Below are 15,619 nucleotides of genomic sequence, written 5' to 3' on the forward strand. Positions count from 1 at the left end.
TCAATGAATAAACAAGTTAGAAATACAACAGAAATTGTACGTTTGGCGAAGCAGAAATCACAAAAGACAAGAGAAAAAGTAGACAAAGCGATTTCTAAATTTTCGATTGAAGGTAAAGCTATTAATTTTAATTCAATAGCAAAGGAAGCTAATGTTTCTAAATCATGGCTTTATAAGGAACACGATATTAGGCAAAGAATCGAATCCCTTCGTGAGCGTCAAATAACATCAAATGTAGTCTCAAAACCCAAGAAAAGTTCTCGTTCGGAGGAAATCCTTATAAAAACCTTAAAAAGAAGAGTTATGGAATTAGAAAAAGAAAATAAAAAATTACAGAACCAAATTCAAAAATTATATGGAGATCTGTATAATAAAGAGTAGTTTTTATTATTAATCTGTAGACAGATTGTGAAAGGATGCACTTAAACTAACGGGGCAGTTATGTTTAAGATACTTTAAAATTTGGTTAAAATCTCCGAAAGGATTGGTTTCTAACATTAGAAACCAATCCTTTTTAATATTAATTATATATCATTCAAACAATCATTTGACTATTTGTTTATAGTGGGATATATTATAATCATCAAACAAACAGTCATTTGAATAAGGAGGGTAATTATGACAAAAGATATGTGTGAAGTTACCTATATTCATGAAGATAAGGTAAACAGGGCTAAAAAAGACCTTGCTAAACAGAATCCTATGGATGTAGCGAAAGTTTTTAAGGCTCTATCAGATGATACAAGAGTTAAAATTGCTTATGTTTTGTCTTTAGAGGGAGAGTTATGTGTTTGTGATGTAGCTAATATCATTGAATCTTCAACGGCTACGGCATCCCATCATTTAAGATTATTGAAAAATTTAGGTATAGCAAAATACCGTAAAGAAGGAAAATTAGTCTATTATTCACTAGATGATGAGCATGTTAAACAGCTTGTAGAAAAAGCTTTCTTGCATCAAAGGGAGGTTGCTAGTATTGGATAGTTCAACAAAAACATTAACAGAAGATAAACAGGTTTACCGTGTGGAGGGTTTCTCGTGTGCGAATTGTGCTGGGAAGTTTGAAAAAAATGTAAAAGAACTATCAGGGGTGCATGATGCTAAAGTCAATTTCGGAGCTTCCAAAATTGATGTCTTTGGCAGTGCAACCGTTGAAGATCTGGAAAAGGCTGGTGCTTTCGAGAATCTTAAAGTGGCACCAGAGAAGGCTAGAAGAAGGGTCGAACCAGTGGTAACAGAAGATAAAAATGTTTACCGTGTGGAGGGATTTTCTTGCGCAAACTGTGCTGGGAAGTTTGAAAAAAATGTAAAACAACTAGCTGGAGTTCAGGATGCAAAAGTGAACTTTGGCGCTTCTAAAATTGATGTATATGGAAACGCATCGGTTGAAGAGCTTGAAAAAGCAGGTGCTTTCGAGAATCTTAAGGTAATTCCTGAAAAACTGGCGAATCCATCGATACAAGCGGTCAAAGAAGACACTAAGGCTCCTAAAGAAGAGAAAATACCGTTTTATAAAAAACACAGCACATTGCTGTTTGCCACATTACTGATTGCTTTTGGTTACCTTTCTCACTTTGTAAATGGAGAAGATAACCTTGTAACGTCCATGTTATTTGTAAGTTCGATTGTAATTGGCGGATATTCACTATTTAAAGTTGGTTTTCAAAATTTGATACGCTTTGATTTCGACATGAAAACCCTGATGACCGTTGCAGTTATTGGAGCTGCCATCATTGGTGAATGGGCAGAGGCATCCATTGTTGTCATTCTCTTTGCAATCAGTGAAGCACTTGAACGTTTTTCTATGGATAGAGCAAGACAGTCCATTCGTTCATTGATGGATATTGCCCCAAAAGAAGCACTTGTTAGGCGGAATGGTCAGGAAATAATGATCCATGTGGACGATATTGCCGTGGGTGATATTATGATCGTCAAACCAGGGGAGAAAATTGCCATGGATGGGATCATTATAAATGGTGTGTCGGCTGTCAACCAGGCTGCTATAACAGGAGAATCTGTCCCTGTTGCCAAAACGGTAGATGATGAAGTATTTGCAGGCACGCTTAACGAAGAGGGACTACTTGAAGTAAAAATCACCAAATACGTAGAGGATACAACTATCTCCAAGATTATTCATCTGGTTGAGGAAGCACAAGGGGAGCGCGCTCCAGCGCAAGCATTCGTAGATAAATTTGCGAAATATTATACGCCGATCATTATGGTTATTGCGGCGCTCGTTGCAGTCGTTCCACCTTTATTCTTTGGTGGAAGTTGGGATACTTGGGTTTATCAAGGATTAGCGGTACTTGTAGTTGGATGTCCGTGTGCATTAGTTATTACTACTCCAATCTCGATTGTCTCGGCAATTGGAAATGCAGCTAAAAAAGGTGTGTTGATTAAAGGCGGTGTCTATCTAGAGGAATTAGGAGCCATTAAGGCAATCGCATTTGATAAAACAGGAACACTGACAAAAGGTGTACCAGTGGTAACAGATTTTAAAGTGTTAAATGATCAAGTGGAAGAAAAAGAGCTGTTTTCCATTATTACAGCTTTAGAATATCGATCACAACATCCACTTGCTTCAGCAATAATGAAGAAAGCAGAGCAAGATAATATTACTTATTCCGATGTTAGAGTGAAGGACTTCACTTCTATTACAGGTCGGGGCATTCAAGGGAATATAGATGGAACAACCTATTACATTGGCAGTCCAAGGCTTTTTAAAGAATTAAATGTTTCCGATTTTAGCCTTGAGTTTGAAAATAAAGTGAAAGTTTTACAAAACCAAGGGAAAACGGCCATGATTATTGGAACGGACCAAACAATCCTCGGCGTGATTGCTGTAGCAGATGAGGTCCGCGAAACAAGTAAAAATGTGATTCTAAAACTTCATCAGTTAGGAATCAAGCAAACAATTATGCTGACAGGTGATAATCAAGGTACCGCAGAAGCAATCGGTGCTCATGTAGGCGTTTCTGATATTCAGTCCGAATTGTTGCCACAGGATAAGTTGGACTATATTAAAAAAATGAAAGCCGAGCATGGTAATGTAGCTATGATTGGCGATGGCGTCAATGATGCTCCTGCACTTGCTGCATCCACTGTTGGCATTGCAATGGGCGGTGCTGGAACAGATACTGCCATCGAGACAGCTGATATTGCATTAATGGGAGATGATTTAAGTAAGCTTCCATTTGCAGTAAGACTTAGCAGGAAAACGCTAAATATCATCAAAGCGAACATCACGTTTGCCATCGGAATTAAGATAATTGCCTTACTATTGGTTATTCCAGGCTGGCTAACCCTTTGGATTGCGATTCTTTCCGATATGGGAGCCACTATTTTGGTAGCATTAAATAGTTTGCGACTGATGAGAGTGAAGGATAAATAGGTACTATATGTGTGCAATTTACGGAAGGACTTTTCATTTTGAAGAAAAGTCCTATCCCTAAAATATTTGGAGATGATAAAATGATCGCGACGATACTGACGGCTACTGCGGTATATGTAGCAACAGGAATTGATTATCTCGTCATATTAATTCTTTTGTTTTCGCAAGTAAAAAAAGGTCAGGTAAAACATATTTGGATAGGACAATATATAGGGACTGCAATTGTGATAGGAGCAAGTCTTTTAGTTGCACAGGGGGTTGTAAATTTAATTCCTCAGCAATGGGTTATCGGACTACTTGGACTTTTACCACTTTACCTAGGCGTGAAAATATGGATTAAAGGAGAAGAGGATGAAGATGAAAGTAGCATTTTATCTTTATTCTCCTCTGGAAAATTTAATCAGTTATTTTTGACGATGATTTTCATCGTATTGGCTTCCAGTGCGGATGACTTTTCCATTTATATACCGTACTTCACGACCTTAAGTATGTCTGAAATCTTTATTGTCACTATTGTCTTTCTAATTATGGTTGGAGTTTTGTGCTATGTCAGTTACCGTCTAGCTTCCTTCGATTTTATATCGGAAACAATTGAGAAATATGAACGTTGGATTGTACCAATTGTATTCATTGGGCTAGGTATTTATATATTGTTTGAAAATGGAACATTCAATGCTCTGATTTCATTTCTTCTTTGAAGTGGCGAATCCAAACCATAAAGTAAAGTATAAAGAGGTTATCCTATTGATTGGGATAACCTTTTTATATTTAACTAATTATCATTTACGTTAAACACATGTACTTAAAGTAAGAACATTGATTTAAACCATTTTTTTCATAATTTACTCTTGATAAGATCCGACACCTTCTCCAGGAGATATCAAAATAACTCAGAGAATAAAAGAGATTAGTGAAATGATGGGCATTATATTATATGACCACATAATATTTTCAGAAAATGATCATCATTCAATTATCAAAAAAATTGCACTTTCTACTGGTATATATCCTTGCATTAATTTTATAAAAAATGCCCCTACTGAAGATATAAAAGCAATTGCTATGCTATTGTTCACTACCGTATTCATTGGTAATTTAAATAATGCTAATAATACAGGAATGATGATAAATGCTCCACCTGCACCCACAATTCCCGAAATTACACCAATTCCAAATCCAACTATAATAAATAGCAAAGGTTTAGATTTCGTCTCTTGTGTAGTAGGTTTAACTTTAATAAACATCAATATTAAAGCAAGTATGGCGATTATTACATATACCGTATTTACAAAAGTAGCATTAAACAAACTAGCTAAAATTGCCCCTAACATGCTTCCAATCAACATACCCCCTCCCATATATATAACAAGTTTAGGAGAGAAAGCTGGTTGTTTTCTTGCATTTAATGATCCACTAAGTGTACTGAAAAATACTTGACTAGAGGTAAGTCCCGAAGCAATATATGCACTATACGCAGGTATACCTATTAATGGTGGCAATATAAGAATAGCTGGGTAAATAATAATTGCGCCCCCAATACCTATTAATCCAGATATAAATCCACCCAGTACGCCAATTAGCAACATAATAGTCATATTTGCTATATCCATTATTTACTTTTAACTAATAAATTAACTGCTTCATTAATTAATTCTTGAGAACTTTCATTATTTTCTTCTGCTGTTTTAACGCATTCTATTAAATTTTCACTAATTATAATCCCCATTAAACGTTGTATAGAACCTTTAGATGCACTAAGTTGCGTAATTATATCTTTGCAATCTTTTTCTTCTTCCATCATTTTTACGACACCATTTAATTGACCTTGTATTCTATTTATACGATTAATCATTTTTTTATCATAAGTCATATTCATTTCCTCCACATAAATTGATTAAGTTAATAATAATAAATTAAAACAAAATTGTCAAATACCCCTATAGGTATTTGGCAAATGATTCTATCCGTTTTATTATACCCTCATAGGTATTTATAGGAGGTAAGTATGGAACAATACAAAGAAGTACACATTAATTCATTAAACAAAGAAGAATTAGAAAAATTGGCAAAAATGGGTCAATTGATTGATGTTAGAACAAAAGAAGAATATGAATTAGGACACATTAACGGTTCAACTTTACACCCAGTAGAAGAGATTAAATCATTCAATAAGAATAGCAACAAAACGTATTATATACATTGTAAAAGCGGTAACCGAAGCACTAAAGCTTGCGATTATTTAGCCAAACAAGGTTATGATGTCGTGAATTTAAAGGGTGGATATAAAGATTATGAAGCAAAGAACTTCAATAGTGCTCCTTTAATAGAAAAAGATATTGAAATCAAAGAGAATCGTAAACAATTTGATTTTAGAGGTCTTCAGTGCCCTGGACCTATTGTTAATATCAGTAAAGAAATTAACAATATTTCAACGGGTGAGCAAATCGAGGTAACAGTTACAGATCCTGGTTTCAATAGTGATATTAAAAGTTGGGCGAAACAAACAGGGAATACCCTTGTAAATCTTACTGAAGAAGCAAATGTAATTAATGCAATTATTCAAAAAGAAAAGCCAAAAGAATTTGAAATCAATGACACTGCTACAGGTACAACAATTGTTTTATTTAGCGGTGAGTTAGATAAGGCAGTAGCAGCAATGATCATCGCAAATGGCGCTAAAGCAGCAGGTAAAGATGTAACTATTTTCTTTACTTTTTGGGGCCTCAACGCATTAAAAAAAGCGCAATCAACTCGCGTTAAAAAGAAAGGTATTTCCAAAATGTTTGACCTTATGTTACCTAAGGATCCAATACATATGCCATTATCAAAAATGAATATGTTTGGACTAGGTAATATTATGATGCGTTATGTAATGAACAAGAAAAATGTTGATTCTTTATACTCACTTATCGATCAAGCAATCGATCAAGATATAAAGTTAATTGCTTGTACCATGAGTATGGATGTTATGGGAATTTCAAAAGAAGAATTAAGAGATGAAGTCGATTATGGTGGCGTAGGTACTTATATTGGACATACTGAGCAAGCAAATCATAACTTATTTATCTAATCAATAAAATCTATTTTAAAAAGGAGTTTTTTTTGTTTTTCAAACAATTTTATGAAGACAATTTTTCACAAGCATCTTATTTAATTGGATGTCAACGTACAGGAGAAGCAATGATTATTGACCCTATACGAGATTTAACAAAATATTTAAAAGTTGCAGATAAAGAAGGATTCACAATTACTAAAGCTGCAGAAACACATATTCATGCTGATTTTGCTTCAGGTATTAGAGATGTGGCAAATAAATTGAATGCAAGTATATACGTATCTGATGAAGGTAAAGATGAATTTAATTATAAAAATATGCCTAAACAAACACATTTCGTTAAGCATCAAGATATTATCTATTTAGGAAAGATTAAATTAGAAGTCTTACACACTCCAGGCCATCCCCCTGAGAGTATTAGTTTTTTACTTACTGACGAAGGTGGGGGTTCCAGTATACCAATGGGATTATTTAGCGGTGACTTCATCTTTGTTGGTGATGTAGGTAGACCAGATCTATTAGAAAAAGCTGTAAATGTTGAAGGTTCTACAAAAATCGGAGCAAAACAAATGTATCAGTCCATACAATTTGCTGCAACATTACCAGACTATATTCAAATTTGGCCAGGTCATGGTGCAGGGAGTCCTTGTGGTAAAGCGCTAGGTTCATTACCTACAACTACTTTGGGTTATGAGAAAATAAACAACTGGGCTTTTAATGTTAAAGATGAAACTTCATTTATCGAAACTTTAACACTCAATCAGCCAGCTCCACCACACCATTTTTCACAAATGAAAAAAATAAATCAATTTGGTATGCAAATGTACCAACCATATAATGTTTACCCTAGTTCAAGCAATACACAAACTGCTTTTGATCTTCGAAGTAAAGAAGCATTCCATGGTGGTCATATGCATGGAACTATCAATATTCCTTTTAATAAAACTTTTATAAATCAAATTGGTTGGTATTTAGATTATGACTAAGATATTGAATTAATTGGCGATAAATCTACCGTTCAACAAGCTATTCATGCTTTACAATTAATTGGTTTTGAAAATGTAAAAAGTTACCGTTTGCCACAAACAAATATCGTCACATCATCTATTCATAGTTCTGAAATGACTGGTGAAGAACATAATGTATTAGATGTTCGTAATGATGATGAATGGCGTAAAGGTCATTTAAAACAAGCAATTCATATTCCTCACGGTAAACTTTTAAATGAAGATATACCTTTCGATAAAAATGACCTAATTTATGTACATTGTCAATCAGGTGTTAGAAGTTCAATAGCGGTAGGAATATTAGAATATAAAGGATTTACGAATATTGTTAACGTTAGAGGTGGCTATCAACATTTACCAGCATTTTTAAAATAGTTTTCTTCTGCAATAGAACTATAAAAATCCCTCAATCCGAAAATTCAATTCGGATTGAGGGATTTTTTTATAAAGACAATTACGAACTTTGATTATTCATTTGAATTAGTTTTTTATGCTTTTATATCTAAGTAAATATCATTAATCTGTAGTACTTTTTGGATAATTGCTAATGTACCACCTAGCAAAGTTGCAAATTTGACATTAGATGTTAACTTTATTTGAATTTCGTTACGTGAATATTGTTTGAACTGGTTCTTAATTGCTTCTAATATTTCAGGCATTTCATTGAACAATGGACAGTTAATGTAAATTGCATTCGGATTAAACTGGGTGTTTAAATTATGTATTAAAACAGCAATTTTATTTATAAATTGTTCCATTTCTTCAACTACGACTGGATTTTTTTCATTATAAAATTGAATTAATTTGCTAAGCGTCATCTTCTCATTTAGTTGATTACTTAAATTATGCAGTAAAGCTTCTTGTGAAAAAATATCTTCAATCTTATGAAAGATCTCCACATTATCGCTAACTTTTGAGACAAGTGTTTTTCCAATTTCACCCGCTTCCCCATTTGCACCACGATACAATTGATTATTAATAATAAGCCCAGCACCAATACCTTTATGTATACTTAAAGCAATAAGATTATTGTAGGATAAATTATGATTAAAATTACGTTCATATAACGCTGAAAGATTCGCTTCATTTTCAACTACGACTGGAACATTAGTAATTTCTTTTATTTTCTTAGCAATTGAAATTCCTTCAGTTTCATGGAATGGTAAATATGTCACATGCTGCTCATTATCCACAACTCCATGTATAGAAACAGACACACCTAATAGTCCGTTATAAGTATCAAGTTTCTCCTGAATATCAATATGTTTTTTTATTATGCTTAATATACTACTAACCTTTTCATCAGGTAAATCATAAGATTCATGCTTAATGACATTACCATCAAAATAATTGTACATCACTTCAACAGAACTATAAGTTAAATCCAAAGAAATAAAATAACCATAAAGATGATTAACCTTCAGAAGAATAGGTTTTCTACCACCACTCTTCGTGCTATCACCCTCACCAACCTCATTAACAAGAGATTTATACTTTAACTTATTCAAAATACTAGAAATCGTTGCCTTATTAATCTCAAGATTTTTAGATATTTGAGTACGCGAAATATTATGATGGTTATAAATTTCCCTTAGCACTCTTTTTTCATTATCATTTATATTTAAAATATTTTCCATAATTGCCTACCCCATAAGTTATTTTGAATTTAGTTTATAGTTTATCATGTATTTTTATACCAACTATTTTAACATAAATTAAATTAAACCTTAGAACAACTTAAAACCTCACTTAGGTTATCATCTTCGTTCTTTTATTTTTTTTATTATTTCAATAAATTACGTATTTCCAATATGACGATTTTTTATGCAAAGTCGTTGTATGTTTTTCAAATTTTTGACATTTATGCAATCTAAATAGCCAATTAGGGAATTTTTAACATTTTTTATTTGTTTGATATTATACTTAATGTATCTTAAATAGAAAGAGGGTATGCATATGGATTTCACTGGTGTTATTACAAGCATTATTGATTTAATCAAGACTTGCATTCAGGCTTTCGGTTAATTTTTTCAACTAAAAAACAGAGGAAATATTCAACGACTTGATTGTTTCCTCTGTTTTCTATGTATTGTTGTAAACACAACAATTTTATTTTTTATTCAATATATTTCTCAATTCTTCTATTTCATCTTGTGATAGATCTTCTTTTTCTACAAAGTTTAAGACAAGTGAATTGAAACCGCCTTTGTATACTTTATTGATAAAGTTTTTAGATGTTTTATATTTTATATCACTTTCTTCTACAAGAGAGTAATATTGAAAAATTTTATTGTCTTTTTTACGATCTATAAATCCCTTTTTATACAATCTCGTTATAAGTGTACGAATGGTTTTTGGACTCCAGTCCTTTTGCATTTGTATTTCTTCTATTATATTATTCGCACTTGCATATTTTTTCATCCAAATGATATTCATAACTTCCCATTCTGCAGATGATATTTCATACGTTTTATTATCCATTATATTAACTCCATTTCTTTTAAAATACGCTCAGAAATTTGTTGTGCTTTTTCGCCATTCGCATTGTCTTCGCCTTTTAAATGTGTAGCAAAATAATACGTATTATCTTTCGTTTCAACATAACCTACGAACCATCCATTTGCTTCTTTGTGATTCACGATTCCTGTTCCAGTTTTACCTACATATTTATAAGTATCTTTTTGTTTCAAAGTCATACTATTTTCAACTTTTTCAATAGCCTTATTATCAAAATGCATGTTATGTTGTTTCATATTTTTCAACAAATTAACCTGTTCTATTGCAGAAATTTTTAATGAAGATTCATTCCAATAATTTTCATTCCCTGATATTTCTTCATTACCATATTCAATTAGATCTAAATAAGATTTAACCTCATCTTGTCTTAAATGTTTGTTTAAATTTTCGTAATACCAATTTACTGAATATTTCATTGAAGAATTTAAATTTTGATCTTGGTTCCATTCTTTAAATGGATATTGATGTTTATCCCATTGTTGTTCAGTATGATTTAATGAGAGTAAATTTTGGTCGAATGCCATTAACGCTAAATAAATTTTGTAAGTAGAATTAGGTGAATATCGTTGTTTACTTTCTGGTTCATTATAAATAGAATAAGCTTGCTCCCGTTCATTATAAAGCACAAAACTTCCATCAAATCCTTTGAAATACGGAGCTAGTTGATTTAATTTTTTATATGATACATTTGTTTCATATTTGTCTTGTTGAACATGTGCAGATAGTAACGGTGCTTGTATTAAAAGCGATATACTACATACAATATACGCAACAATACGCTTGTTTCGATTAGGTTTAGGCATTGAATCATAAAGTGCAATATACTTAACACGTTCTTTAATATTTGAATTAAAACCTAGTAAATATTGTGCTGCCACATTATTTATGTGCTGAGATTTTAAAATAGAGCATTTTAATATCGATTCACCATAACGTATATGTTCATGGCGATTCAAAATTTTTAAAACGTTTCTATCACATACTTTTTCACAGTCATTGTCCATCATTGTTTTACTTATATATAGTGCAGGATTAAACCAGAATATCATTTTAAAAACAACATAAAGCTGGTTGAATATTAAGTCATGACTTTTCACATGTGATAGTTCATGTAGAATAATATATTCAATTTCTTTGTCATTCATGGTTTCGACTACGACAGTTGGTAGTACAATTTGGGATTTCACTAAACCAAATACCATCGGATTATCAATGTTTGAACTATAACTAATTGTTATATGCTTTTTGTAGAACTGCATCTTACTTTGACATACTTTAAGTCGTTCATTAAGATATGACGATTCCAATGACGAACTTTTAATAACATCAATTTGTCGGAATGCCTTAATCATATAAAATAAGCACAACAAACTACCAAATACCCATATCAAAAGAATCATATACGTTATATTTGAGGTCTCAAACTGATTAACATTAATTGCTAAGTCTTTCGTAACAGATGATTGTTGACCATCTAACATATGACTAACCGAAGAAGTCGTGTCAGATACATTTCGATTCATCATATCTTTTGAAAATGTAAAATTCGATATTTTGTAAAATGGTATTAATGGAATTAACGTGGAGACGAGCACTAATAACCAAATCTTATGTGACATAATATTTTGAGTATATTTTATATAGAGCATTCTCACTAAAAAAATTACACATATCGTGAGCAATGAACTGATTATACTTAACATTAAAAAAGATGATAACACCTTCTACACCTCCATATCACAAAAATTATAACATTATTTTGACATAAATACTACATTTGTAATATACTACAAATGTAGTCTTATATAAGGAGGATATTGATGAAAAAGATAAAAATTGTTCCACTTATTTTAATAGTTGTAGTTGTCGGGTTTGGTATATATTTTTATGCTTCAAAAGATAAAGAAATTAATAATACTATTGATGCAATTGAAGATAAAAATTTCAAACAAGTTTATAAAGATAGCAGTTATATTTCTAAAAGCGATAATGGTGAAGTAGAAATGACTGAACGTCCGATAAAAATATATAATAGTTTAGGCGTTAAAGATATAAACATTCAGGATCGTAAAATAAAAAAAGTATCTAAAAATAAAAAACGAGTAGATGCTCAATATAAAATTAAAACAAACTACGGTAACATTGATCGCAACGTTCAATTTAATTTTGTTAAAGAAGATGGTATGTGGAAGTTAGATTGGGATCATAGCGTCATTATTCCAGGAATGCAGAAAGACCAAAGCATACATATTGAAAATTTAAAATCAGAACGTGGTAAAATTTTAGACCGAAACAATGTGGAATTGGCCAATACAGGAACAGCATATGAGATAGGCATCGTTCCAAAGAATGTATCTAAAAAAGATTATAAAGCAATCGCTAAAGAACTAAGTATTTCTGAAGACTATATCAAACAACAAATGGATCAAAATTGGGTACAAGATGATACCTTCGTTCCACTTAAAACCGTTAAAAAAATGGATGAATATTTAAGTGATTTCGCAAAAAAATTTCATCTTACAACTAATGAAACAGAAAGTCGTAACTATCCTCTAGAAAAAGCGACTTCACATCTATTAGGTTATGTTGGTCCCATTAACTCTGAAGAATTAAAACAAAAAGAATATAAAGGCTATAAAGATGATGCAGTTATTGGTAAAAAGGGACTCGAAAAACTTTACGATAAAAAGCTCCAACATGAAGATGGCTATCGTGTCACAATCGTTGACGATAATAGCAATACAATCGCACATACATTAATAGAGAAAAAGAAAAAAGATGGCAAAGATATTCAACTAACTATTGATGCTAAAGTTCAAAAGAGTATTTATAACAACATGAAAAATGATTATGGCTCAGGTACTGCTATCCACCCTCAAACAGGTGAATTATTAGCACTTGTAAGCACACCTTCATATGACGTCTATCCATTTATGTATGGCATGAGTAACGAAGAATATAATAAATTAACCGAAGATAAAAAAGAACCTCTGCTCAACAAGTTCCAGATTACAACTTCACCAGGTTCAACTCAAAAAATATTAACAGCAATGATTGGGTTAAATAACAAAACATTAGACGATAAAACAAGTTATAAAATCGATGGTAAAGGTTGGCAAAAAGATAAATCTTGGGGTGGTTACAACGTTACAAGATATGAAGTGGTAAATGGTAATATCGACTTAAAACAAGCAATAGAATCATCAGATAACATTTTCTTTGCTAGAGTAGCACTCGAATTAGGCAGTAAGAAATTTGAAAAAGGCATGAAAAAACTAGGTGTTGGTGAAGATATACCAAGTGATTATCCATTTTATAATGCTCAAATTTCAAACAAAAATTTAGATAATGAAATATTATTAGCTGATTCAGGTTACGGACAAGGTGAAATACTGATTAACCCAGTACAGATCCTTTCAATCTATAGCGCATTAGAAAATAATGGCAATATTAACGCACCTCACTTATTAAAAGACACGAAAAACAAAGTTTGGAAGAAAAATATTATTTCCAAAGAAAATATCAATCTATTAACTGATGGTATGCAACAAGTCGTAAATAAAACACATAAAGAAGATATTTATAGATCTTATGCAAACTTAATTGGCAAATCCGGTACTGCAGAACTCAAAATGAAACAAGGAGAAACTGGCAGACAAATTGGGTGGTTTATATCATATGATAAAGATAATCCAAACATGATGATGGCTATTAATGTTAAAGATGTACAAGATAAAGGAATGGCTAGCTACAATGCCAAAATCTCAGGTAAAGTGTATGATGAGCTATATGAGAACGGTAATAAAAAATACGATATAGATGAATAACAAAACAGTGAAGCAATCCGTAACGATGGTTGCTTCACTGTTTTATTATGAATTATTAATAAGTGCTGTTACTTCTCCCTTAAATACAATTTCTTCATTTTCATTGTATGTTGAAAGTGACACTGTAACGAGTCCATTTTCTTTTTTTATGGATTTCTTATTTGTAATTTCAGCGATAACGTACAATGTATTACCTGGGTATACAGGTTTAATAAATTTAACGTTATTCATTTGTGTTCCTGCTACAACTTCTTCTCTGTTTTCAACGTAAAGTGTATAAAACAGAATGCGATACTATCAAGGGAGTTAAAACAATATACAGAACAGTAAAACACTATAAATAAAAATAAAAGTGCAATAAAAGTGCAATTTTTGCACCTAATCATACTCTGTTTATATATGAAAACTAGATTCTGAATCCAATATTTGGTTAACGAGAGGCGTTCGAATTTGAACGTCTTTTATATATTACTTTCAAATAAATATGAGGTAGAATACTATCTATTTTCTTTTTAACCCAATTGTTATAATGGAGAGTGTAAAATATTTTGTGTAAATAGAAAAAAGGAAGTCCCTTCTGTAGAATAGAGTTACCACAACACATTCACAGAAGAGAGGACTTCCCTATGAACGATTTTACTACAGAAATTCTAAAGACTCTAGCGAACAAAGGCGATTTGAATGAATTATTCCGTGTCCATTTGGAGAAAGCAGTCAATACGCTTCTCAAAACGGAGTTAACGGCTTTCCTAGATTACGAAAAGTATGATCGCATTGGTTTTAACACGGGTAATTCTCGTAACGGCTCCTATGACCGTACGGTCAAGACCGAGTATGGGGAACTTCATCTCCAGATTCCGCGCGACCGCAATGGTGAGTTCAAGCAACAGACTGTTCCTGCTTATAGACGGACGAATGACACGTTAGAGGAGACCGTCATTCACCTCTTCCGAAAAGGTATTACCATGTCGGAAATCGCAGACTTGATTGAGAAAATGTATGGGCATTACTACACGCCCCAAACCATGTCCAATATAACAAAATCATTTACAGAAGAGGTAACGGCGTTTAATGGGCGGGAGCTTCATGACCGTTATGCTGCTATTTATATGGACGCAACGTATATTCCGTTAAAGCGGAAAACCGTCGCCAAGGAAGCTATTCATATCGCAGTTGGCATTCGCCCGGACGGATCAAAGGAAGTATTGAGCTATGCGATTGCACCGACTGAATCCATCACGATTTGGGAGGAAATTTTATTGGACCTTCAAGAGCGCGGTTTGAAAAATGTCCTCCTGTTCATCACGGATGGCTTAAAGGGGATGGTAGGAGCGATTAGTCGGTTCTATCCCAAAGCTCGTTTTCAACATTGTTGTGTACACGTTTCCCGTAATATCAGTCATAAAGTGCGTGTCGATGATCGTAAGGAAGTCTGTGATGATTTTAAAATGGTGTATCAAGCCTCATCTAAAGAGGTGGCGTTGGAAGCACGTGGTACTTTTGCGGAAAAATGGAAAACCAGCTATCCAAAAGTGGTTGAATCGATTCTTTCGAACGATCACTTGCTCACTTTCTATGATTTCCCCTTGGCCATACGCAAGAGTATTTATTCTACGAACTTGATTGAATCCTTTAATAAACAAATCAAAAAATACAGCCACCGCAAGGAACAGTTCCAAAATGAAGAGTCGATGGAACGTTTCTTAGTCTCGTCTTTTGATACTTACAACCAAAAATTCCTAGGTCGCAGTCATAAAGGTTTCCAACAGGCCGAAGGCGAGCTCGAACAAATGCTAAGCCAACTGATTGAGAATTAGAAACA

At 32.7% G+C, this 15,619-nt stretch carries 12 protein-coding genes and 3 pseudogenes; 9 read left to right on the forward strand and 6 right to left on the reverse strand.

The features are described from left to right. Positions 1 to 3: 3 nt before the first annotated feature. From LQ679_RS12650 to LQ679_RS12665, 4 genes are all read left to right on the forward strand, one after another. On the forward strand, positions 4 to 381 hold the full coding sequence (locus LQ679_RS12650) for a DUF6262 family protein (protein WP_001041908.1): 378 nt from the start codon (positions 4 to 6) through the stop codon (positions 379 to 381). A gap of 237 nt (positions 382 to 618) precedes the next feature. Next, positions 619 to 984, forward strand: a complete 366-nt coding sequence (locus tag LQ679_RS12655) for an ArsR/SmtB family transcription factor (RefSeq protein WP_000159127.1) — start codon at positions 619 to 621, stop codon at positions 982 to 984. Continuing rightward, on the forward strand, positions 977 to 3,391 hold the full coding sequence (locus LQ679_RS12660) for a cadmium-translocating P-type ATPase CadA (protein WP_000378485.1): 2,415 nt from the start codon (positions 977 to 979) through the stop codon (positions 3,389 to 3,391). Before LQ679_RS12655 ends, LQ679_RS12660 begins: the two co-directional genes overlap by 8 nt. Positions 3,392 to 3,471: 80 nt before the next feature. After that, a complete protein-coding gene (locus tag LQ679_RS12665) occupies positions 3,472 to 4,089 on the forward strand; it encodes a CadD family cadmium resistance transporter (protein WP_000562107.1) in 618 nt (205 codons plus the stop codon). 273 nt (positions 4,090 to 4,362) lie between these two features. On the opposite strand, the pseudogene LQ679_RS12675 reads toward LQ679_RS12665, so the two are convergent. Together LQ679_RS12675 and cstR are read right to left on the reverse strand one after the other, a co-directional pair. Further along, positions 4,363 to 5,001 (reverse strand): annotated as a pseudogene (locus LQ679_RS12675) (sulfite exporter TauE/SafE family protein); the annotation flags it as partial. After that, the gene (gene cstR / locus LQ679_RS12680) at positions 5,001 to 5,261 is read right to left on the reverse strand and encodes a persulfide-sensing transcriptional repressor CstR (protein ID WP_000220507.1); all 261 of its coding nucleotides are present in this window, start codon (positions 5,259 to 5,261) and stop codon (positions 5,001 to 5,003) included. The gene cstR and the pseudogene LQ679_RS12675, both read right to left, overlap by 1 nt. Before the next feature lie 135 nt (positions 5,262 to 5,396). Between cstR and LQ679_RS12685 the strand changes: the two genes are divergently transcribed. Both LQ679_RS12685 and cstB read left to right on the forward strand, forming a co-directional pair. Then, positions 5,397 to 6,461, forward strand: a complete 1,065-nt coding sequence (locus LQ679_RS12685) for a DsrE/DsrF/DrsH-like family protein (RefSeq protein ID WP_000438836.1) — start codon at positions 5,397 to 5,399, stop codon at positions 6,459 to 6,461. 32 nt (positions 6,462 to 6,493) lie between these two features. Then, positions 6,494 to 7,828: pseudogene (gene cstB / locus LQ679_RS12690) on the forward strand (persulfide dioxygenase-sulfurtransferase CstB). Positions 7,829 to 7,941: 113 nt separating this feature from the next. On the opposite strand, the gene LQ679_RS12695 reads toward cstB, so the two are convergent. Next, positions 7,942 to 9,090: an ROK family transcriptional regulator gene (locus LQ679_RS12695; protein WP_000427807.1), complete on the reverse strand. Its 1,149-nt coding sequence runs from the start codon at positions 9,088 to 9,090 to the stop codon at positions 7,942 to 7,944. A 319-nt stretch (positions 9,091 to 9,409) separates the two neighbouring features. On the opposite strand from LQ679_RS12695, the gene psm-mec reads away from it, so the two are divergent. Further along, entirely contained in the window at positions 9,410 to 9,478 is a 69-nt protein-coding gene (gene psm-mec, locus LQ679_RS12700) for a phenol-soluble modulin PSM-mec (RefSeq protein ID WP_014532405.1), read from the forward strand. A gap of 84 nt (positions 9,479 to 9,562) precedes the next feature. Here the strand turns inward: psm-mec and mecI are convergent, their stop codons facing one another. Both mecI and mecR1 read right to left on the reverse strand, forming a co-directional pair. Next, on the reverse strand, positions 9,563 to 9,934 hold the full coding sequence (mecI, locus tag LQ679_RS12705) for a mecA-type methicillin resistance repressor MecI (RefSeq protein WP_000369214.1): 372 nt from the start codon (positions 9,932 to 9,934) through the stop codon (positions 9,563 to 9,565). Beyond that, positions 9,934 to 11,691, reverse strand: a complete 1,758-nt coding sequence (gene mecR1 / locus LQ679_RS12710) for a beta-lactam sensor/signal transducer MecR1 (RefSeq protein WP_000952923.1) — start codon at positions 11,689 to 11,691, stop codon at positions 9,934 to 9,936. The genes mecI and mecR1 overlap by 1 nt, the downstream gene beginning before the upstream one ends. Positions 11,692 to 11,787: 96 nt before the next feature. Between mecR1 and mecA the strand changes: the two genes are divergently transcribed. Next, positions 11,788 to 13,797, forward strand: coding sequence for a PBP2a family beta-lactam-resistant peptidoglycan transpeptidase MecA (gene mecA / locus LQ679_RS12715; protein WP_063852655.1), 2,010 nt, complete (start codon positions 11,788 to 11,790; stop codon positions 13,795 to 13,797). 45 nt (positions 13,798 to 13,842) lie between these two features. Here the strand turns inward: mecA and LQ679_RS12720 are convergent. Continuing rightward, positions 13,843 to 14,055, reverse strand: a pseudogene (locus LQ679_RS12720) (MaoC/PaaZ C-terminal domain-containing protein); the annotation flags it as partial. A gap of 368 nt (positions 14,056 to 14,423) precedes the next feature. Here LQ679_RS12720 and LQ679_RS12725 point away from each other — a divergent pair. Continuing rightward, a complete protein-coding gene (locus LQ679_RS12725) occupies positions 14,424 to 15,614 on the forward strand; it encodes an IS256-like element ISLgar5 family transposase (RefSeq protein ID WP_000997694.1) in 1,191 nt (396 codons plus the stop codon). Positions 15,615 to 15,619 lie beyond the last annotated feature (5 nt).

The sequence above is a fragment of the Mammaliicoccus sp. I-M35 genome (assembly GCF_022386455.1).
Taxonomy (GTDB): Bacteria; Bacillota; Bacilli; order Staphylococcales; family Staphylococcaceae; genus Mammaliicoccus; species Mammaliicoccus sciuri_A.